This window comes from Ruegeria sp. HKCCA5763 (assembly GCF_013034545.1).
Lineage (GTDB): Bacteria > Pseudomonadota > Alphaproteobacteria > Rhodobacterales > Rhodobacteraceae > Ruegeria.
Map to the genome: position 1 here is coordinate 185597 of NZ_WQGF01000007.1, position 21598 is coordinate 207194.

At 52.6% G+C, this 21598-nt stretch carries 18 protein-coding genes and 1 tRNA gene; 9 read left to right on the forward strand and 10 right to left on the reverse strand.

Annotated elements, in window-relative coordinates; translation table 11 throughout:
• Positions 1-33: 33 nt before the first annotated feature.
• The 6 genes from GOV89_RS13645 to GOV89_RS13670 all read left to right on the forward strand — a co-directional run bounded on the left by GOV89_RS13645 (position 34) and on the right by GOV89_RS13670 (position 5381).
• On the forward strand, positions 34-951 hold the full coding sequence (locus GOV89_RS13645; protein WP_171235910.1) for a sugar kinase: 918 nt from the start codon (positions 34-36) through the stop codon (positions 949-951).
• Positions 952-954: 3 nt separating this feature from the next.
• On the forward strand, positions 955-1659 hold the full coding sequence (locus tag GOV89_RS13650) for an SDR family NAD(P)-dependent oxidoreductase (protein WP_171238443.1): 705 nt from the start codon (positions 955-957) through the stop codon (positions 1657-1659).
• Positions 1660-1673: 14 nt separating this feature from the next.
• Complete coding sequence (locus GOV89_RS13655) at positions 1674-2201, forward strand: 2,4'-dihydroxyacetophenone dioxygenase family protein (protein WP_171238444.1); 528 nt, start codon at positions 1674-1676, stop codon at positions 2199-2201.
• On the forward strand, positions 2179-2574 hold the full coding sequence (locus tag GOV89_RS13660; protein ID WP_171238445.1) for a methylglyoxal synthase: 396 nt from the start codon (positions 2179-2181) through the stop codon (positions 2572-2574). Before GOV89_RS13655 ends, GOV89_RS13660 begins: the two co-directional genes overlap by 23 nt.
• Before the next feature lie 778 nt (positions 2575-3352).
• Complete coding sequence (locus tag GOV89_RS13665) at positions 3353-3787, forward strand: DUF1254 domain-containing protein (protein ID WP_171238446.1); 435 nt, start codon at positions 3353-3355, stop codon at positions 3785-3787.
• 31 nt (positions 3788-3818) lie between these two features.
• Positions 3819-5381, forward strand: a complete 1563-nt coding sequence (locus tag GOV89_RS13670) for a glycosyltransferase (protein WP_171188417.1) — start codon at positions 3819-3821, stop codon at positions 5379-5381.
• 239 nt (positions 5382-5620) lie between these two features.
• On the opposite strand, the gene GOV89_RS13675 is transcribed toward GOV89_RS13670, so the two are convergent.
• From GOV89_RS13675 to GOV89_RS13685, 3 genes are all read right to left on the reverse strand, one after another.
• Positions 5621-6277: a class I SAM-dependent methyltransferase gene (locus tag GOV89_RS13675; protein WP_171188415.1), complete on the reverse strand. Its 657-nt coding sequence runs from the start codon at positions 6275-6277 to the stop codon at positions 5621-5623.
• Positions 6278-6550: 273 nt separating this feature from the next.
• The gene (locus GOV89_RS13680) at positions 6551-8044 is read right to left on the reverse strand and encodes a DUF1254 domain-containing protein (RefSeq protein ID WP_170570601.1); all 1494 of its coding nucleotides are present in this window, start codon (positions 8042-8044) and stop codon (positions 6551-6553) included.
• Between the two features lie 34 nt (positions 8045-8078).
• Positions 8079-9590: a DUF1214 domain-containing protein gene (locus GOV89_RS13685; protein ID WP_216601803.1), complete on the reverse strand. Its 1512-nt coding sequence runs from the start codon at positions 9588-9590 to the stop codon at positions 8079-8081.
• A 96-nt stretch (positions 9591-9686) separates the two neighbouring features.
• Between GOV89_RS13685 and GOV89_RS13690 the strand changes: the two genes are divergently transcribed.
• The 3 genes from GOV89_RS13690 (at position 9687) to GOV89_RS13700 (ending at position 14562) form a co-directional block, all read left to right on the forward strand.
• Positions 9687-10709: an AraC family transcriptional regulator gene (locus GOV89_RS13690; protein WP_170570598.1), complete on the forward strand. Its 1023-nt coding sequence runs from the start codon at positions 9687-9689 to the stop codon at positions 10707-10709.
• 913 nt (positions 10710-11622) lie between these two features.
• The gene (locus tag GOV89_RS13695) at positions 11623-12144 is read left to right on the forward strand and encodes a hypothetical protein (protein ID WP_170804574.1); all 522 of its coding nucleotides are present in this window, start codon (positions 11623-11625) and stop codon (positions 12142-12144) included.
• A 663-nt stretch (positions 12145-12807) separates the two neighbouring features.
• Positions 12808-14562, forward strand: coding sequence for an adenylate/guanylate cyclase domain-containing protein (locus GOV89_RS13700; protein ID WP_171238447.1), 1755 nt, complete (start codon positions 12808-12810; stop codon positions 14560-14562).
• A gap of 193 nt (positions 14563-14755) precedes the next feature.
• On the opposite strand, the gene GOV89_RS13705 is transcribed toward GOV89_RS13700, so the two are convergent.
• The 7 genes from GOV89_RS13705 to GOV89_RS13735 all read right to left on the reverse strand — a co-directional run bounded on the left by GOV89_RS13705 (position 14756) and on the right by GOV89_RS13735 (position 21592).
• Positions 14756-15865, reverse strand: a complete 1110-nt coding sequence (locus GOV89_RS13705) for an HlyD family secretion protein (RefSeq protein ID WP_170788048.1) — start codon at positions 15863-15865, stop codon at positions 14756-14758.
• Between the two features lie 490 nt (positions 15866-16355).
• Positions 16356-16991, reverse strand: a complete 636-nt coding sequence (locus GOV89_RS13710) for a hypothetical protein (RefSeq protein ID WP_171238449.1) — start codon at positions 16989-16991, stop codon at positions 16356-16358.
• A gap of 310 nt (positions 16992-17301) precedes the next feature.
• Positions 17302-17511, reverse strand: a complete 210-nt coding sequence (locus GOV89_RS13715) for a MerR family transcriptional regulator (RefSeq protein ID WP_170520311.1) — start codon at positions 17509-17511, stop codon at positions 17302-17304.
• 111 nt (positions 17512-17622) lie between these two features.
• Complete coding sequence (locus tag GOV89_RS13720) at positions 17623-18723, reverse strand: hypothetical protein (RefSeq protein WP_171238450.1); 1101 nt, start codon at positions 18721-18723, stop codon at positions 17623-17625.
• A 27-nt stretch (positions 18724-18750) separates the two neighbouring features.
• On the reverse strand, positions 18751-19917 hold the full coding sequence (locus GOV89_RS13725; RefSeq protein WP_171238451.1) for a site-specific integrase: 1167 nt from the start codon (positions 19915-19917) through the stop codon (positions 18751-18753).
• Positions 19918-20065: 148 nt separating this feature from the next.
• Positions 20066-20142: transfer RNA gene (locus GOV89_RS13730), tRNA-Arg, on the reverse strand.
• A 64-nt stretch (positions 20143-20206) separates the two neighbouring features.
• Positions 20207-21592 (reverse strand): ATP-binding protein, encoded by a 1386-nt coding sequence (locus GOV89_RS13735; protein ID WP_171238474.1) that lies wholly within the window; start codon positions 21590-21592, stop codon positions 20207-20209.
• Positions 21593-21598 lie beyond the last annotated feature (6 nt).

Here is a 21598-nt window from a genome sequence, read left to right on the forward strand (position 1 = left end):
CGGGCTGACCCTTTTACGTGAAATGAGACAGCAATGACCCCCGATATTCTGTGCCTTGGCGAACCGATGCTGGAATTCAACCAGCAGCCCGATGGGAACTACCTGCCCGGACATGGCGGCGACACCTCGAACTGCGCCATCGCAGCCGCGCGACAGGGGGCATCCGTCGGCTATGTGACGCATATCGGCGCGGATACGTTCGGCAATTCCTTCATGGACCTTTGGAAGGCTGAGGGGATCGACACCTCGACCGTACGTCAGGTCGCAGACGCTCATACCGGGGTTTATTTCGTGACGCATGGCGCGACCGGGCACGAGTTCAGCTATTTTCGTGCAGGCTCTGCCAGCAGCCGGATGGGACCAGAAGATCTGCCGGTAGCCGCGTTGCAATCGGCCAAAATCCTGCATGTTTCGGGCATCAGTCAGGCAATATCGGATATTGCGGCCGATGCTGTATTCCGGGCAATACAGATCGTGAAAGATGCCGGGGGCCTCGTGTCCTACGACACCAATCTGCGCCTGAAGCTCTGGCCGATCGCGCGCGCACGCGCCGTAACACATGCCGCCATGTCACAGTGCGATATTGCCCTTCCCGGTCTGGATGATGCAGAGCAACTGACAGGCCTTTCCGATCCAGATGCCATCGCAGACTTCTACTTGAACCTCGGGGCAAAAATTGTCGCTTTGACGCTGGGGGCCGAAGGGACCCTGGTTGCGACACCTGAAAAGCGTGAGCGTGTCAAAGGCCGCCGGGTCGAAGCAGTGGATGCCACGGCTGCGGGCGACACATTTGACGGTGCCTTCCTGTCTCGTATTGTTTTGGGCGATGACCCGTTTCAGGCCGCACGTTATGCCAACGCCGCCGCCGCCCTTTCGACCCAAGGGTACGGTGCAGTTGCCCCAATGCCTCGCAAAGACGCGGTCGAGGTGTTTCTTGCGGAAGGAGACTGACCCATGAAGCACGCCGTTGTTATTGGCGGCACCCGCGGCATTGGCGCTGGTATCGCAGGGGAACTTCGCCGCAAGGGATGGCGCATCACAGCAACCGGCGTCGGGGCTGACGAGGTTTCGGCCTATGCTGCGCAGCACCCTGACGGTGTCTGCGCACAATTGGATGTGCGGGATACTTCGGCCGTTACCGCATTTTTCGGTGGGATTGAGCACCTCGACGGGCTGGTCAATTGCGCAGGTATTCTGGCGCGCGGCGCGGAATATGAGATCGATGTTTTTGAGACAGTAATCGACATCAACCTGACCGGCACAATGCGCTGCTGTCTGGCCGCGCAACCTCTGTTGGCCGCGTCAGGCGGAGCCATCGTGAACACCGCATCGATGCTAAGCTATTTTGGTGGGCCACTTGTTCCGGCCTATTCTGCCAGCAAAGGCGGGGTCGCCCAGTTGACCAAGGCTTTAGCCGGGAAATGGGCTGAGGATGGCGTGCGCGTCAATGCGGTGGCCCCCGGATGGATCGAAACCGAAATGACCGAAGCCTTGCGCGCCGACCCGGCGCGTAACCAGCCGATCCTTGGCCGCACACCGCTGGATCGTTGGGGCAAGCCAGCGGAGGTTGGTGCGCTGGCCGCATGGTTACTGTCAGACGAGGCAGCATTTGTAACCGGAGCCGTTTACCCGGTCGATGGCGGTTATTCCGCGATGTGACAAAGGAGCAGAAAATGCCATTACAAGAAAACGACGACGATCCGAGAATGCCGTATCAACTGCCGTTTCCCAAAGAGGCGCAGGAAGAGATCGTGATCCCCGACGCGATTGCATTGGATGAGCGTATCTGGGTTCCCCAAACCGAGAACGTGTCGTTCCGGCCTCTGTGCCTGAACAGGTCGCAAGGCTATTGGATGAACCTTCTGCGCGTCCGGAAATCAGGTGTCCTGTCCCGGCATCGGCACCCTCAACCCGTGCATGGGTTTGTTCTGAAGGGGCGCTGGCACTATCTGGAACATGACTGGGTCGCACAAGAAGGCGGCTATGTATATGAGCCGCCGGGTGAAACTCATACGCTAGTCGTGCCCGATGATGTGGATGAGATGATCACATACTTTCAGGTGAACGGAGTAATGCTCTATGTCGACCCATGGGGCAAAACCATGGGTTACGAGGACGTCTTCACCAAAATCGACATGTGCCGTAAGCACTATGAGGAAGTCGGCCTGGGTGCGGATTATGTCGAGCAGTTCATCAGATAGTCGGCTGCAACTAGCATTGGTTGCGCATGACGCCAAGAAAGACCTGATGGTCGAATGGGCCAGAAGGCATTCCGAAACTTTGCATCAAGCCAACCTTTTTGCCACAGGTACCACTGGCGGGCGTATAAACGCAGCCCTGCCCGAGCTTCAACTGACCGCCCTCAAAAGCGGTCCGTTGGGGGGCGATCAGCAGCTTGGTGCAATGATTTGTGAGGGTAAGCTCAACGGCCTATTCTTCTTCATAGATCCACTGTCACCGATGCCCCATGATGTGGATGTCAAAGCTCTCAGCCGCCTGGCGATTGTTTACGACCTACCTTTCGCAAGCAGCCCAAGCACAGCGGATTTCGTTTTGAACGGAATTTTTCAGTAGAGAATCCGGTAAGGAGTGACTGGCAGTTTTATGACTGCTTCCTGCCCATTCTTTAAAAAAACAACGTGTTCCGGCGCAAAGAGTTACGGCGCAGCCCACACCGCCGCACAGGTTTTGGGGTCAGTGGGATTTGGACAACCCAAACGACCCTGACCGTCTGGGGCAAGGTGCTGCCTTCCGCCTCGGGCAACCCTATTAAACGACACCGTGTCCTCGGCTGCGCCTGCGCGCCGCACCGCTATTGTCAAATAACATGGCCTGGCCCCCATCCGCGTTCGCCACGCGGCAGATCAGAAAGAATAAACGCCTTCGGCGTCTGATCTGCAAATCAGCCCCGATTTTCCTAAAAGGGAGGTCAGGATCATTGAAATCGCTCTAGGTGCTGGATGAAGGAAGTGAGGCGAAAATGGAAAGGTTCTGTCACTTGTGGTAGAGCTATGTGTCGCCCTACACAGATACCAAGTGGCGGACCGAGGAGCAACTATATATTTTTCGTAATTATTTGTTAAATTTTAAAAAAATAATTAGCCATGATTCCCATACCACTAAATATACCACACTGAACATAGGATCTGGCGCTTTAAAGCCTCAGGTTCGAATATGACAGAACGACCGGTAAGACGTATATAACAGACACTCGCGCAAAGTGCAGCAAACGACTGCTTCGAGCCCGAAGCGGCCCTTCCAATTCGGCTTGATGCACGTTTTTTTTCTCACCAGAGAAATTAGTGCACATTTCGATATTCCCAGCGAAAAAAAGCATCATGGGAGATATGCAGTGTTCAACAAATCCCTTCTACCAGCGGCCTTTGGAGCGCTCCTTGTAGCGATGACTCCGTCCACTTTTGCCGCGATCGTCGATCCAGATAATGCGGCGCTGCGCAACATGGTGGAGCAATCCTTCCAGTACGTCGCGATGTGCAAAGTGAACAATAAGATTGCGGCGGATCATGGCGGCTTCAACACGGTACAGGCGGACACGACCCTAAAGGACGAAAACACAGCGCGGCCGAACAACGACACGCTCTACATCGACGTCTTGCTCGATCTGCGGCATGAACCGATGGTCCTCGAGATGCCCGCCTTCGGCTCCAACGAAGTCTCGCTCGTGGTGACAGGCTATGATCACTACGTGAACATTCCGCTTTTAACTACACGGGGAGAGTTTCCCTCGAAACGCATAGGTTGTAGCCTTCTTCGACAAGTTATTTAGATGTCGCAGAGACACGTTTCATGGAGTGGGAATGCGCAAAGCAAAAGGACATCCCTATACAGAGGTACTGGCCGGTTTGCATCGACGGATGAAGCCGAACTGGTATTTGGAAATAGGAACGCAGACTGGACGTAGTCTTACACTGTCTCAAACAAACTCAGTGGCGGTTGATCCAGAATTTCGACTGAAACGCAATGTATTGAAGGGAAAAGAACAACTGTTCCTCATGCAACAAACCAGTGACGATTTTTTTTCGTCAAGTTTCATTGCAAATACAGGTGCCAGATTCGACCTCGCATTTTTGGACGGCATGCATCTATTTGAAGTTCTGTTGCGCGACTTCATGAATTCCGAGCGACTAATGGCACCTGAGGGCAGAATCGTCATGAAGAACTTTCTGCCTTGGACGACAAACATGGCGAATCGCGACCGGAGCACAGTTGAGACACGTGACTGGACAGGTGATGTCTGGAAGATTGTTCCCATCCTTCGGGAATATCGCCCAGATCTAAAATTGGAACTTTATGACGCGGCACCAACCGGCATAATTGTAGTGGAAAAACTAGATCCTACGAATAGAGTTTTGCAGGAAAAATACAATGAAATCTGCAGTGTATACGGCGATAGATCTGACTGTGAAGCAACAGTTAACAGCTTTGAGCTTACTCCAACTTCCAAATGTCCGTGGATCAACAATAACGAGAGTTTTAACTTGGCAATAAAACTGCCAGTCCCACGGCCTCGGGTTCAGAACCGCTGGGGCGATTACCATTTTGGAGTTGCTCTGATGGAGGCTCTACAACGCGCAGGACATCGCGCCCGTGTTCAGACGAGAAAACACTGGGATGTAGTTGAAACGCCCGACGAGATTGATTTGGTGTTGAGGGGAGGCGCGAAATATGCGCCCGTACCGGGTCGGCGAACGCTTTTTTGGCTGATGTCCAAACCAGGACTAAGCAAAAGAGAGATAGCCGGGGGAGATCATTTCTTCGTAGCTGGGAAACCTGCGCTGGACGATGTCGCATCTCACGTCGAGTTGGAGAGAACTTCGCTGCTCCCTCAAGCCTTCGACCCTAAAAGGATGGTGCCACCAAAGACAGTGACGGATCGCGGATCCGCCGTTTTCGTCGGTATCGCTCGAAGCGGCCGCCCAATGGTTCGATACGCACTAGAAACTCAATGTGATATCCGATTGTGGGGAAACGGTTGGGAACATACTGACGCCTCCAAACTGCTTGTGGGCGCAAGGGTACCGAACGAAGACCTACCAAGTGTTTATCGCTCTGCATCCGCGGTTCTAAACGATCACACACCAACTATGTGTTCCGCTGGTATACCATCAAATAGAATATTTGATGCGCTTGCGTGCGCAACTCCGGTTATAACGGACGACGTAGGCTGGTTTCCTGAGGACATCAAACCTTATCTATACATCGTCCGGGACAAGACCGATTTCGCGGAAGCTATTGTAGCCGCACGGGATGAAAGAATTGACCGTCGCATCGAAAGGATCGCCTTTGCTCATCAAATGCGCCATAGACACTCTTTTGATGCAAGAGCGGCTACAATTATTGAACGAATAAACGCACTTTGAGCACGTTGGATTGGCTGCATGTTCAAACAATTGTTAATGCAACAGGCTACCTTTCGGTTCAAAGCCAATTTCTCTCCGTAATTCCATGGGTTAGTAATCTAGTTCGCAAGGCAGCCTATAAGACTTTTTAAGCAGTGTGAAATAATGCGAACAACCCAGAGCCCCTTAACTTGCGTTTCGAAATCCTTGTAGAAATTATTCCCTAGCGAGTATGATAAGGGAAGCAAAACAGCTCTGGCTTATTTCATTGAACGAGTAACCAAGTCTTGCCGTCGACCTTGGGGCCGTCGTTCGAACACGACCATACTATCGTAAAAAGTTATGCTATCGGTTTGGCGTGTAAAGGCTGTCGTTTCGAAATCGCCTCGAACATGTTGAGCGTTCAACTCATCAATCTTTGATTTCGCATACTCAATGAAAGTACCTTCCTTTCCCAACCCGCCTCCAAATCTTGGCCAATACGACGTGTGCATGTCTTCCACCATGTATGTCCCATGAGCCGAAACACGCTCGTAAAGGGTTCCAAACGTCGTAATAACGTGGGAGTTTACGTGGCTGCCATCGTCAAGAACAACATCGAAACCTCCATACTTATCAGATACTTCCTCGAGAAATTTCTTGTCGTCTTGGCTCCCTATATGAATATCTATGTTATTGGCGGCATGCTTCTCGCATTCGGGGTTGATGTCGATACCAACTATTTGTGATTCGTTGTGAAAATAGTCGCGCCACATCTCTAGCGAACCGCCACCGTGAACGCCAATTTCGAGCATCCGTATGGGGCGACTACGGAATTTCTCAAAGTGTTTTTCATATATGTCGAAGTAGTGCACCCACTTGTGCAGGCGTTTGTCGCCATTATTCAGAAAGTATCGATGCAGGTAGCCGTCGCCCATTTTTACCTCGAGTTATTGTCATTTTCGAGAATGGACGATGCCACCGTTGGTACTGAAATACCAATGGAAAAGCACTTCGGGTCTCTAAAGGTCGCCAGTTTCGTTTGGAGTGCCCAACCTTACGAACCGACCAATAGCTGATCGGTAGCTTCGCCCGTGTAGCGGTCGCTCGCGACATTTCGGCGAATGGCCGCACCGAGCCCCGAAGCGGACACCGAAAAAATGTCAGACGACGCCAAAAAGTAGCGTCGCCCGATAGTCGCGGTTGTCGCTTTATTCTACCAGTTCCAGATCACCGGGACGCCAGGTCTTGTCGAACCAAGGCTCGAGCGGGCCGTAGAGGCGCATCATCACGTTGAAGCTTTGCCCGGGCATGGTTTGCGCCCAGTTGTTCTCCCAACCTTCTGGGGCTTCTGGACCAAAATAGATGCTGGTACTCCCATCCTCATTAGGTTTTATCCCCGGTCTATTAGAGTCGATACCACCGGATTGCTGGTCAGTTTCAAGGATTGACCGAGTCTGTCCGCTATACAACATAAACGACGCAAAGTTTTTGGCGGGAACCGGCGCCGGTAGCGTTACCTTATAGGTTTTTGAGCCGTCAAGGTACTGTCCGTTGCTGTCTCGCGCTGTCATCGCATAGACAGACCCCGTCCCGACCGGTGGCGAGGTCATCGCAGGCGTTATGCCCGTTGCCATATAGAAAAAGTACGACCGATCATCGAGGATGCGCGCGCCGTCCTCAAGAAAAAGATAGCTCTGGCGTTGGAACGGTGAGTTCCATTGCCGGTCTTCATAAAAGAAAACTCCCGGATCGCGCGAGGCATACGTGATCGCTCGCGCCGTGGCGTTTGCGATTGCTGCTGCCTCCTTGAAAATGGCCTGCATACGGGCATCGGGTTCGAAGGGCTCGCCCTTCCTGATCCCTATGGAAGCAAACGTTCCTACAATTTCCGGACTGAACGCACCAATTGGATTGTTTTCGAGTGCGACGTGGATCTCTTCAAAGAAGTCTTCGTTGTTCGCGTGAACAGTGTTGTGTTGAACACCGGAGATATTCAGGAAAATTTCCGCGGGAGGATTGTCCGCTTCACTAAGCGGATAGATATTCAGACCCGCCTTGATCTCGGCAACAGGGCCAGCCGTATCTCCGTCTGCGTCTGGCGAGCGTCTTAGCAACAACCAGTGCTCATATGTCTTTGTGCGTAGTTCGAAGTAGCCCTCGGGCACCGGCGTTTCATCGTCGTTGTGCAAAAGTAGATACTTGCCACCTTCTCCCTTATCCGCGCCAAGCGCCCCGATATCCGTCACATAGTCAAACGCGGCGTCATCAAGCAACCCAAGCAGGCCTGCCGGAACCTCAATCACCATCGGGCCATCCGAGATATCGACATTCGAACCAATGTAGATTGTGGTTGTATTGGGCGTCAGCCAGATGGACCGCGCGTCCAGCAGGTCTTCTGCAATCACGACGTCATTGGGATTGACGCCCAAGTCTTCGTATCCCTGAAACATAGCTCGAAGCGAAGCGATCTTCATGCCATCCAGGAAAGCCGTCGTTGCTCTGATCAGATCAAGGTTGTCGAAGACTTTCTCCACCGTCTCAGGTGATGGCATACCATCGAAGAATTCCAGATCACCAAGCGTCTGGGTCTCGACCTTGTCTGGTGTAAGAACATTCTCAGGAACGTCGGCTTTGAATTCTTGGGCTGAAGAATGCGATGCGAGTATCAGGGCAGTCAGCACAGCTAACGACTTTGTTTTCATTGTTCGCTCCATTGGGAATTACTGTTTGTTTTGATCAGTTTACTTTTTCTAGATCGCCCAGCATCCAGCCACTCTCCAGCCATCCTTCTTGCGGCCCATATAGACGAAACAAAAGGAAGTACGGCTCTGTGGTTGGTATCCAGTTGCTTTCCATGCCTTCCGGTGCTTCTGGTCCAAAAAAGATGTCGTAAGAACCGTCTTCATTAGCCTGCATCGCATCAGTGTCGCGCTCGGACAAACCGACAGGATCAACGTTCCGAATGAAGCTCTTGGTCTCCATCGAATAAACAATCACGGACCAGAAATCGTCGGCAGGTGTATCCGCTGGGACGTTCAGTTTATAGGTCTGATTGTGATCGTACATTTCCCCGTCGCTGTCGCGCAGGCCTGTCAGATAAAATGTACCTCCGCCCAGTTGTTTCGGCAGGTATGTAATCCAGAAATAACTGCCGCCCGCACGCGCATCCACAAGGACTTCGGTCTCAGTCTCATAGGGGAAACCAGCCTCGGGTTGACCATCCGCGAAATCCCAAATCAACCACTGGCTCCTCATCTCGCCGCTATCGTCGACCCAAAGTGGGATCATGGCTTTCCCGGGCGTCACAAAGTAGTTCTGCATCGAGGCGTACGCGAGCAACAATCCCTCGTTCATTGCCTGCATTTGAAGTTCACTTGGTTCGAAAGGCTTTCCCTTCTCGATCCCGAGATCTTTCAGAAAATTCACCATAACCTTGTCTTGTGGACGGATCGGGTTGTTTTGAACGTAATCGTTCAGGTCCTGAAAGAATGTCTCGTTGTAGTATGGAAGCGAGTCGTACGGCACTTCTGACGCTTCGAGATAGTTGTTGGGTGGCGGATTGTCGGCCTCGGACAGGTAGTACACTTTGATCGTCTGAGCGTACTCGGCCGCATCGGCGTCCGTTCCGCCATTCGTCAGTTTTGGCCGGAACGAAAAACCATATTCGTAGGTATCTGTTTCAAAGGGAAGGTATCCCGCTTCAGTTAATTCCTCCAGCGACATTTCCCCTTCGTAGCCTGGGGGTAGCATGAGGTACTTGCCGCCGACACCTTCATCGAAACCATCGGGACCTACGTCCACAATAGGAACATCCCAAGCATTCACGATTGTACCGAAGTAGTTCACCTTGTCGGTGGCAGCGGGCACTTCAATGACAAGGGGACCGGGTTCGGAGGTCATTGAAGCCCAAGCATAGGCCGTAACATCGTTGGCCGTAAGAAACCCATGTTTGGAGTCGAACGGCTTGTTGAGATAAATGATGTCATTGTAGTCGCCACCGAGGTCGCGGCGAATGCCCTTGAGGAAATCGATCATACCGGCGGCAGGCATTCCCCAAATGGCCGTCTGGGTGGCACGCTGCACCATAATCTTGTACTCGATGTCCTCGACCTCGGCTGATCGTGCAAGGATGTCGCCCGTGTCGTTGAAGGACTGGGAGAAAACTGGTGAAGCAGAAATACCTGCGCCGAGCACCATTCCCAAAAAATGCATCGAAAAACCGCCGTGTAATGGCCGAAGTATTTTCATATTGCAATGCTCCCTGCTGTTTAGGGAAAGCTTGCACATCCGTTCAGCCGATGCGTATCATTTCACGACACGCGGGCGAACAAGCGGGTTGACGGATTGAACCTACCACCGATGATTTCGGCCAAGGCCTTGGGCGCGATGCCCCAGTTTGTGCTTGAGGCCGCTGGGGAAAGACGCTTGTTGCGTGCTTTTGACTCTGCCGATCTTCCTGTTCACTTCATTGAGGAAAGAGGCGGTTACATCTCGGAGCATGCCTTGGCGACCTTTGTGCACGAAGCCGCACGATCCACGGGACAACAAAACATCGGATTGTTGTGGTCACCGTATCTCACTGTCGCTGACTACGGCGCCTGGGGGAGTTACGTTCTTTCTGCTCCAACGCTGGGGGCAGCGCTAATACGAGCTTCTGCCGTCATGCCATTTCATTCGTCCACGGATCGCGCGTGGCTTGAAACTTCGGGCACTAGCGCGCGCTACTGTTATCGTTTTGGACTTCGCTCGCATTTCGCGTATCCGGACATCGGTTTCTCGGCCGTTGGGGTTTTTCTGAGCATATTCCGCGCGTATTTAGGAAACGATTGGAAGCCATCGGCCGTGCTCTTGGACTTCCCGAAAGTTCCTGGGTTTGTCGAGGCAGAAGACACTTACGCTTGTCCTGTAATCTGGAACGCCACCCGCCTTGGGGTTGAGTTTGAAGCTTCGGCTTTGAGCTCCGAAGCCGCGCCCAAAAAACTTAGCGGAGGCTCGACAACTGTCGGAGATATTTCACGCGAACGATTGGGCGGCCCACCTCAAACACTTAGAGGACAAGTCGAGGAGGTGGTTTGGCAACAACTTCATCGGGAGGAAATGTCGATTGATGCCACCGCGCGTTCGCTCGATCTTGGCGTTCGCACACTACAACGGAAGTTAGCAAGCGAAGGGGTTCGTTTTCGCGAAATCGTCAACGATATCAGGGTAGCAAGGGCCGAGGAACTCCTTACAGATACGCGCGAGACAGTCTCCAGTATCTCCTCCATGCTAGGATACGAAACCGCAAATAATTTCAGCCGCGCATTTAAGAAGGTAACGGGATTGGCACCCTCTGACTATCGCCAAAGGAATTCCGGTCATACTTGAATGGTCGTCTGCAAAAGCAAGCCGTTGGCGTCTGCATTGCTCACAAATTTAAGTTCAGGTTGGATGCGACGAGTAACCGCGTCCAGCCCGAGTAGGGCGGGAAGCTAACCTAGTTCGATCACTTTATACGTTTTCTTTTAGGATCAAGAAACAAAGTGAACTGGAACAATGACAAAGTTGCAGACTATTTGCTTGTAGAGGTGATTCTATCTGTTGCCCCGCGTCGATTACCCTGGGATAGGATCAACGCGGGGCTGTAGGAAAGTGCTAGGTAATCAAATGACGCCCGCACTCACTACGGGAAACATTCTGATATTTCGATGCTTGCTCTATTTATGTATCCAATTTGGATATTTGATAGATCCAACTGCTTAAAAGTCGGAGCATGCAATGCGCACACCCCTCGAGATGGAGAGCTTTGGTCGCGAGTTAACCGAGCACCTTCTTAGAATTGTATGGTTGCTTATGTTGGTTGATACTTTTTTGGAGCTATTCCAAACAATTACTCAAAAAGCATCCACGAGATGGAAAATACTTCTGTAAATGCAGCGACGAGCTTTTGTAGTTCTGTTTTGGGTGCAGCCCCTAGTCATTTCCAGACACGAACCAATGGAACTGGCGAAAAAACCCACGGTCGTTCATGGGATGGGAGACGACCGTGGGTATCAGTTAGGGGTATGATAGGTACGAAGCCATCATGAGTTTGGATCAAAACTCCCACAAAAGATTTGTATTTTGAAAGAAGAGCTTGCGAGTTGTTCAGGCTATAGGTGTTCACCGACGTTCCGCAGTGCTTTTCGAGCAGTTGTTTGCAAACGACGCTTTCACTCGTTGAAATGAATTCACATCGACATATTTGCTTTTGTTGCGTCGTAGGTAGCTTCGCGACGCATCATCTAATTGGGAGGAATACATGAAATATGCTGCCATTTTTGCCGCCGCGGCAATCTCCGCATATGCAACTGTTGCCGCTGCCAAAGACCCGGTTCCGGCAAGTAGCGACAACTTCGAGATTTACAGTGAGGTTGAAGGCTGGACGGTTTATGCTGACAACGACTCTGGTACATGCCTGATAGAAAAAGTCTTCGAGAGCGGGAACGTCATGCAAATGGGTCTAACCAAAAACCAAAAACACGGTTACTTGGGAGTATTCACGCAAGCTGACATAGACATCAAAAACCGTCAAAAAATAGAAATAGCAATTGACGACTTCGTGTATGAAGGTCGCGCAAAAGGCATAAAAAGCAAGAAGCTAGCGGATGACTACTCTGGTGGCTATATCGTTGTAAAGGACGCGAATATGGCGACTGCCGTGGCCGAAGGACAGACTTTGATCGCATTTCCAAAGAAGTCCGCAAATTTCATTGTGGACCTAACCGGTACAAAGAAGGCTATGGAAGAAGGGCGTAAATGCAACCTTGCACTTGCCAGCTAACTTAGGCCGTCGCTCAACCTCAAAAAAGTTGAGTCGCCTTTTCGTCAAACCCTTTGTGGCCCCGCAGTTTGCGGGGTCATTTATTCGTCATTTTTTGTCTCTTCGCCTCAAGCATCAAGGTTTTGGTTAGCCCGCCGAAACTGGTGCGGGCGTTGTCTAGAAAGCAACGAATTTTGGTTTATCCGAGTGAGTGGCCAGATCGAGTGCGATATTCAAACAAGGCAACGCGGTCTGTTATTTCCCGTGTCTGCTTTGACCGAAACTCTGCCGTTCAGCAGATTTCAAAGAACGTCCAGCGCCGTTCAATGCAGACGTTCAGGCGAAATTTCTCGGAATGACCACCAACAATGACCGCTATCCGTTCCTAAGCCGTCATCTGACTTAACGACTCAGATGACTGACTTGAGCCCAAAGCAGACCTTACAGAGTGTCTCCCGAGGCCTTTTCCGGATAGCCAAAACCGGATGTTTCGCTGGCAAAGGAAAACAGCGCATTAATTTGCACGCTACAAAACTGCGCGCGCGTTGTGTACTATCGGTTCACCGGGAGGCAACGATGGATCGCCGATTGACCACTATCCTCGTCGCGGATGCTGTGGCATATTCCCGGTTGATGGGCGAGGATGAAGAAGCCGCGTTGGCAGAACTGACAGCCTGCCGAGCATTGATTGATGCCCAGATCGAGAGCCACGAGGGGCGCATTTTTGGCAGTGCCGGTGATAGCGTGATTGCTGAATTCGCAAGCCCTGTGGAAGCGGTGCGGGCCGCGTTGAGTTCACAGGAAGCAGTGAAGGCGCGTAATACCGGAAAACCGGAAGCCGGACAGATGAGGTTCCGTTTCGGTGTGCATCTGGGCGATGTGATGGATCAGGACGGAAACCTCCTGGGTGATGGTGTCAATATTGCAGCGCGGCTTGAGGCGCTTGCGCCGCCGGATGGGATCATCATGTCCAAACCGGTTGCAGATCAGGTCTTGGGCAAGGTGGATGCCACGTTCGGGTATTCCGGTGTGCATAGTCTGAAGAATATCACGAAAAGCGTCGAAATCTGGACCTGGCCCGCCGAAAAATCTGTGAAACCAATGTCGCGCTGGGGGGCGCGTCAAGTCGGCTCGCTGGTGGCGATGGCTGCCGTGGTTCTCGCGTTGGCTGTGTACCAGTTATATCCCTCACACCAGGAACAAGCCCTGCCGACCGGACCGCGCATTTTGATCCTACCTTTTGAAAACGTGAGTGGCGACCCGGCGGATGAATACTTCAGTAATGGTCTCACCCGCGACATCAACGCTTTGCTTGCGAAGTTTTCGAACTTGTTCGTGCTGGCACCTGAAACGGGCGTTGCATTTGGGGATAATGCCAATTGCAGAAAAATCAGAGATGAAGCCGGTGCCGATTACATCCTCGGTGGAACTGTGCAGCGGTCGAACGAGAAAATACGGGTGACGACCACCTTCATCGATGCTCGGACCTGCTTGCAGCTTCAAGCGCCGGGGCCGTTTGAACGCGACCTTAACCTTGCGAGCGTTCTGGATGTGCAGCTTGAGATCGCGCGGAAGATCGCCTCGTTGGTTGGATCAAGCGATGCGCCTTTGTTCAAAACGGAGATGCTCCAGTTGATCAGAGAAAAAGCGCCGGAAACCCTTGACGCCTACGAGTGCTACATGACGGCGCACTGGTTCTATCAAACATTTGCGTTGCCTGAACACCGCAGGGCGCGGGACTGCCTTCTGCGCACGGTTAGGGAGGAACCGGGGTTTTCCCTGGCTTGGTCACGGTTGGCCTACAACTATCTAGATTCCTATAAAAACTCCTACGATGTCGATCCAAACTGGGCGCAGCTCAGCGAGGAAGCCGCCAGAAATGCAATCGCTGCGGATCGTGACAACCCGGACGCCTACTATTCATTGGCGGTGCGAAGCCGCCTGCTGGGAGAAAGCATGGACGTGTTCCACAAATACGCCCAGAAAGCCGTCGAATTAAACCCGAATGACTCATGGATTCTGGCTGATCTGGGGATATTCCTGGCCTATTCGGGCGACTTCGAAAACGGCATCGAATGGATTGCACGGGCAAGGGCGCTCAACCCGAAATTACACCCCGGCTTCAGAAATGCCGAACATCTCTATGCGATCAGCAAAGGCGACTACGAGGAAGCTATAAACGTAGCTCTTTCCAAGGGGGCCACGTCTCACCACACTTTGGCCAGTCTTGCTGCTTGTTATGCGCTCAACGGGGACAAAAAAAGGGCCGAAGAGACTGTGGCGAAGCTGAAGACAAAGTTTCCCAATTTCCACAAGGATCCGCGTGCGCCTTACCGCGCGAGAGGCATGCCCGATGAGTTGATTGAAAGAATAATGGAGGGCTTAAGACTAGCAGGATACGAAGTGCCATTGGAAGAAAGCGGCGACGGAACTTACTAGCAAAAAATGAAACCAAAAAAACTTTGTGCAGCTGACGTTTCCCGGTAGCGCACAGCTACTTTTTGGCATGCTGTTTTTCGCAGTTGCTGCGAGCGGCAGCTTAGTCCGCAGAGCAGTCATTCGTCGCAACTCTCTCTAATGTCTGTTGTGCGGACAATGCTGCCATTCGTTGCAACATGGCACCCATTACCGGTCACAAATAATTCAGCTGTTTAGTTACCCAGAACAGGATTTCGGCAAGAACCCCGATTGCGCCTGCTTTTTCAGTCATTACCAATGCTGTTCCTGATGTACCAAAAGGAAGATCTTCCAAATCGGAAACCTCAGATAACTCGATCAGCACTGGGTAGCTAGAGATCCCGGCCAGCTCTCGTATTGAAGGAAGCCCCGCGCGCAGATCGAGTGTCCCCTCGGCGGATCCCACCGGTAAAGCAACAATGATGCCAGAGAGCTCTGTGCCAGGCTGTGTCCGCAGTGCCAACCTAATCTCGTCTCCGATGTTTACGTTTTGGCGGCTCGATTGTGGAAGGGAGGCTACAATTGCAAAATCCGACGGATCAATAAATGTTATCGCACCTTGAAACGTGGTGGCGCGGTTTCCAGGCCGTAGTGTAACAGCAGAAACAACGCCATTTCCGGGTGAATGAACCTCTGTCTCTTCAAGGCTCCATCTGGCCTGCTCGAGTGCCATTTCAGCTTCCACAACTGCGGCGTCTCGGCCGTCAATCGTAGCGGAAATTCGACGCTCCAGTCCCTTTTTGCGCGCTTCAGCTGCTCGGATATTCGCGGTCAATTGATCAATCGTAGCAACGGCTTCTTGGAGTTGAAAAGTTGTCGATGCGCCTCGCTCTTCCAATTGGATGATGTCGTCGCGCCTCTGCTGCCCAAAGAGAAGCTGAACATTCAAAGACTCGATTTCTGCCTCGGCTGCGGTGAGATCAGTCAGTAACTGGTCAGCCGAAGACTTAGCCGTTTCAAGAGAGGCCTCGAGACGTGACACTTCAGCAGCAAAAACCTCAGGATCAATTTTGAAGAGTAGATCACCCTCATTAACGGATTGATTGGCCTCGACAGCCACCTCGACAACCGTTCCGGATACGTTAGGTGCGATGTTTGTCTCAATTCCTTGAACTGAAACTGGCCCTGTCGGTGTTGTGTGGTTGAGAGCTCCCAAGACCACAAGGGCAATTACTGCAGCGCCACCATAGATAACTGTTTTCCAGAAAGCGTTCCACGGAAGCCATTTGAGTTTAGAAAAAACCAACCAAATCAAGCCGAAGTAAAGACTTAAGACGATGAGCATCAACCAACCTCCGGAACCAAGCCAATTCACTATAGCATTAAGAAGGCGACAAAAATCTAGGGATAGGCCGTAGCACGCTCGCAATACTATGCGATTTCCAATGCCCACAGTCAGCTCGTCGTCCATACGGGTTAAGAATTTTGAAAATCCGCTTTGGGCTCGGAGCAGCCATCCAAGCACTTCGCTCGAACGACTGCTTTGCCTTGCTTGCGAGGCCGTGCCGGGTCAGTCGATCAATTTCTGCAGTGCCCTGTCAGCGCGGATAAGTTCATTGATCGTCTTGCGCATCTCCTCGGTTTCTCTCGACCTTTCCCCATTCTTCCACGAAGGATGGCTTGGCCCAGCAGCGTGCCCACCTCCAGCCCCATGCATGCGACAAACACTCCAGCTCCGAACAGCGGGTGCGCGACATCGCCGGCCCGTGGACTTTGCCGTGGCGGTACATCTGGGCGCATTCCTGAGCCGTTTGGTGGGGTCCATGAGGTTGTCGTCACTTTTTGTCATTGGACCGCCCCCCGTTTTGAACGTTGCCAACAATAGCCTGGCCACCTTCTTTGACCTCGACGCGTTCAACCCTGACGGTCTGATCCGCCTTGGATCGATATCTTTTCAGCGCTTCAACCTGGCTTGTGAAAGTTCGCGCAAGCTTATTGAGCGCCCGTTCCGCCGAGTCTTGTTGAGGAAGAGTCTCGACGTGATTGAGCCTGCGCGCCATCATCATCGTGGCCTGATGGACCGCACCCATTTGGATCGCAAGCATGGCTTCAATCTCGTCCTGCGGTCTGACCCCGGCAACAACGGACATCACGAAGTTCGACGCGGTCTCGGAGACAGAACTGTCCTGTTGCCCAAGAGTCGCGACTTGATCCATAACGCCTTCGAAGAACCGGTAGTCAGCTGTGCCGAGCTCATGCATCGCCAAAGCACAGGCCGCCGTTGGGTCTTTTCCTTTGTGCCCAACCGTGAGCCTGCGTGTGTCTTCATCGAAGTCCAACTTGATGCCCGGTGCCCGAACGCGTGATTTCTTCCGTTCCCTCAGATCCGCAATCGCATTGGTTTCCGCGTCGGTAAGCTCGGAGTTCTTTGTCTGCAGATCGTTGCCACTGTCTTTTTGTGTCTTGCTCATGTCCGCCTCGCGTAACAAGGAGTGGTTAGTATTAGTGTTCTCGATGATCGGTTTGGGAAAGAGGGCCAGCGTCTGGCCCCCTATCGTGACTGGAAAGGTTCGATTTGGAAAAGGACATATCAGCCATGCTTGATCCGTCCTTTCCGTACGATCACCCGTTCGACCGAGTGGCTCAGGGGTGACCAGTAGTACCGGCGCTCGTTTTGTCTTGTCGGCGCGGGGCATCCTGTGGCATCAACTGGACTTGCTAGGGTGGCAGTTGATGTCACTGGAAAAGCCCCATCTCCGCGCTTGGAGTTGGGGTTTTTCATTATGCAGCCTCGTTGTTGGGATCGGTACGACGAGCCGACAGCCAGGCGTTCAGATCAGCGCCGTGATAGGCGATCCGCCGACCGATGCGGATGAAGGCCGGACCGCACATGCGGTGACGCCATTGAGCCAGCTTCTCGCGGTTTCCTAGCAATTGCATTTCAGGGTCTTCTGGAAAATAGACCCGGTCGTCATTGAAGACGTTTGCCATCGTTGAAATCCTCTTGGATCAGTTGCGATGGCTCCCAATTATGGGCAGCTTTCCCGAAGTGTCACCAGACTTTTTCCTGCGCCTAAGCGCTTTCCGAAAGGGAGAAACCACTTAGGCGTTTTTCTTAAAAACTGCTTCGTACCTTGATTTGAAGGGTTCTTCTGAACGTAGAGCCGTACCGTAATCCGCATGGGTCTTTGCTGACTTTGGGAAGTCCTTTCTTTTCTCAACTGTCTTTTCCAAAGCTTGTTCAACAATGCGTTCTTCATTGATCAAACCGACCGCGTCAGACAGCTCCTCGATTTGTTGCATCAGCGATTCCAAGTTTTGAAGTCTGCGTTTTCGAGATGCGCGCGCCCCGGCTTCTCCAGCCCTAAGTCTGGTTTTTGCGGACCGCACTCCGGTTATTGCTGCATCTTCGTAGCTGAATTTCCAGCGGTAGTGTTCGACCATCCGGCCTAATGCCAAGAGCTGACCGTACATGTAGTGGCGCAGCTGACCAGCTATAGCTTTGCTCAGTTCGCTATCCCTTGAACCTTCATGAATGTAGCTTTTAAAGCTAGCCAACTCGTCCAATATTTTGAACTCGAACCAGCGCTTAGTGAAGACTGAGTCGAGCTTATCGAGTTCAAATGCCAAAGCCTCTCTCAATTTGTCTAGTGGACTTCTCGATCGCCGTGGAGCTTCTTCATAGTCGCGGAAGTCCAAAGGGTAGCTTCTATCAAAAACTTCGAGCGCTAAGTCGACCTGCTCCCGAGAGTATTTACTTTTGTTTAGTTTGCTGACTTGCAGGATATGTCGAGCCTCTTCCAACTCTACAAACGATGCAATGAGGAGGTCAAAATGCTCCCTCACATAATCGATTTCATAATTCCTTCGACATTGCTCCACGAAAAACTCCCACAAATCATTTGTGGAAAACTCAAAGAAGTTCATCTCCCACCATTTGGGTGCTGAACTGACCTGCCTTTCTTCCAATATTTCATTCAGCAGATGAACACGAACTTGATCCGGCAGCTCGTCGAAACCAATACGGTCAAGCTCGGCGTTCACATCGGAAGGTAAGTTCATTCGAGTTTCAAACAGCCAGTCCTTTGTTTTCTTACCAAGTGGAACTTCTTTTAACTCGCCCTCGCCATGAACGAAGGGGTTCAATTCATAGGATAGGATCTTGTTTAATCGTTCACTTTCTTCTTCCGAAAAACGTTCCAATACCCTCTTTTCCTCCCATCAGGGTCGTTAACACAAGAACCTGCTCCAGCGCTCGACCAATTCGCGCCGACGATCCAACAAGTCAGACCGAGCGTAGGCGCGCTCTACATCGGACCCAACCTGATGAGCCAAAGCCGCCTCAGCCAGTTCCCGAGGCGCGTTTGCAGACTCCGCAGCCCAATCTCGGAACGAACTGCGGAAGCCGTGCACAGTGACGCCATCTTTCCGCATCCGGCGCAGTAACATCAGCATGGACATGTTCGACAAGGGCTGGTGTCGTTTTTGCCCCTCGAACACGTAGTCAGAGGCCAGCGCACGCAGCGGCTCCAGAATGGCCAGCATTTCGCCGGTGAGAGGCACGCGATGGACCTGCCCGCCTTTCATGCGCTCCGCAGGTATGGTCCACAGTCGCGCATTGACATCTACCTCGGGCCATTTCATCTCCAGCACTTCTGAGGTTCGGCAGGCGGTCAAAATGGTGAACTGCAGTGCCCTGGCGGCCATGGCCGAACGGGTCTGCAACTCGGCATAGAATGCGGGCACCTCCTGCCACGGCATCGCGTCATGGTGCTGCACCTTGGCTTTGACGGTGGGCAGCACCTTGCCTTCGCGGATCGCAGTCACCGGGTTCTCGCCCGAACGGAAGCCCTTGGATTTTGCCACGTCGAGCACCGTCTTGATCCGTTGAGACAGTCGCTTTGCGGTTTCGTGTTTCTCGGTCCAGATGGGCGACAGGCACATCAGAACTTCGGGCTGATCGATGCTGTCCACGGGCATACGGCCGATCTTGGGGAACGCATAGTCGCGCAAGGTGTTAAGCCATTGCTGGCCGTGTTTGGCATTCTTCCATGTTGGCAGGCGGTCAATGTGAACTTGTCGGCTTAGTTCCTCAAAGGTCGGGATTTCACGCTGGGCGTTGAAGCGCGGGTTCAGCCCGGACTTTGCCATGCGTCGATATTCGAGGGCTCTTTCTCGAGCCTGGTTTAGTGTGACGACATCAGCGCCACCTAACCCGAAATCCGTGCGCAGCGGAGCGCCCTTGCGGTTCTTCTGCCCTTTGACCGTTACACGCACGATCCAGCGCCGTGCGCCCGATGGATCGACAACGAGATACAGGCCAGAACCGTCACCATGCCGACCCGGACCGAGATTCTCTACAAGCTTCTTTGTCAGCTTTCCGCTGAGCGCAGCCATGTAAATACCACAAAATATACCACTCAATAAAAGTATACTGGCATAATCAGATAAAATCCAACGAAACCCTCTAGCGCGACCTCAGCCATAAAACACAAAGGTTTAAGCAACCTAGTATGTTTCATCAAAATTTGTGAAAATCACCAAGTGGCGGACCGAGGAGGATTCGAACCCCCGACCCCTTGATTCGTAGTCAAGTACTCTATCCAGCTGAGCTATCGGTCCGCGTTGGTGAGGCGGTGTTTAGACCTGCCGCCCAGGACGTGCAAGTCGATTCTTCAAAAATATTTCAAAAAGTCATGTCGCCGCGCGGAAGGCTTATTTCGAACACGGTTCCTTCGGGTCCAGTCTGTTTCAAACTCAGGTCTCCACCATGTCCGCGCACAAGTTCCTGCGAAATCGCCAGCCCCAAACCCGAACCGCCCTTTCGAACTCCGCCCTGGAATGGTGTAAACAGGTTTTCGCGCGCTTTTGGTGGAAGACCCGGGCCTGTATCGCTGATTTCAATGCACCAGGTGTCTCCATATTCGCAGCCGGCAATTGTAACGCGCCCAGGCTTGCCCGCCGCAACCAGGGCCTGACGCGCGTTGCGCACGAGGTTCATGATAACCCGAAAAAGCTGCTCGGGGTCTGCGCGGACAATCAGATCTTCGGGAACTTCATTCACAATTTCGACGCAGGCATCGGCGACGGCAAGTTGTTCACTGGCTGCCACATCCGCGGCCAGCGACCGCACTGGAACCATCGTCAGCGTCGGGGCCGGTTCTTCCGCGCGCCCAAAGGCCAGCGTGCTTTCACACAAAGATACGGCACGGGTGATGGAATTCACCAATTTAGGGGCCATCCGACGAACCAGTGGATCATCGCTGGATTCGATCCTGTCCGTGAACAGCTGTGCCGATGTCAAAATATTGCGCAAATCGTGACTTACTTTGGCGACGGCACCACCCAGCTGCGCCAACCTCTCGCGCTGTCGCAGCGCCTGTGTGAGGTCAGTCTGCAGCATTTGCAGCGCCTCTTCAGCTTCGCGCAGCTCTGTCACTTTCGAGTTCGGCGAGATGATCCCCCGCGCGTCTTCGGGCGCGCTGGCATAGCGCTGCATATACCCCACTACGCTTTTGATTGGCCGTACAAGCACAACCCGTACAGCTAGGAAAAGCAGCGAAGCGGTGATAATCGAAATGACAAAAGACAAGCCAAGAATACGCAGGCCGTAGTCCACCATCGCCATTCGCAATGGCGCGCTGTCTGTGGTGACTTCAATCAGCAAGCCCGCACCTTTGACCGGCTCGCCAATAACTCGAATGATTTCATTTTCGGGCGTGACAATCCGGCTCATGGCGTCCCGGATCAGAACCCAGGGCCCCGCATCGCGCAGATCGTATGTCTTGGCAATTGAATCCGGAATCGGTGAAGACAACATAAGCTGCCGAACTTCGTCCCGACGCAAAACCACGTTATAAACACCCGCATTCGCCAACAGTTCGGCCTCGAGGTCATCAGCCAGCATATCGTCTGCCAGCAACGCCAGCGAAGCAATCTGGGCGCGCTCCAGACGGTTCAGCAGGAAATCCTCACGGAACCGAGCGATAGACGGGACAAAAATCAGGATTTCGGCCAACATAACGAAGACCGTCGTCAGGATCAGAAATCGGCCCGACAGCGAGTTCAAAATGCGCCC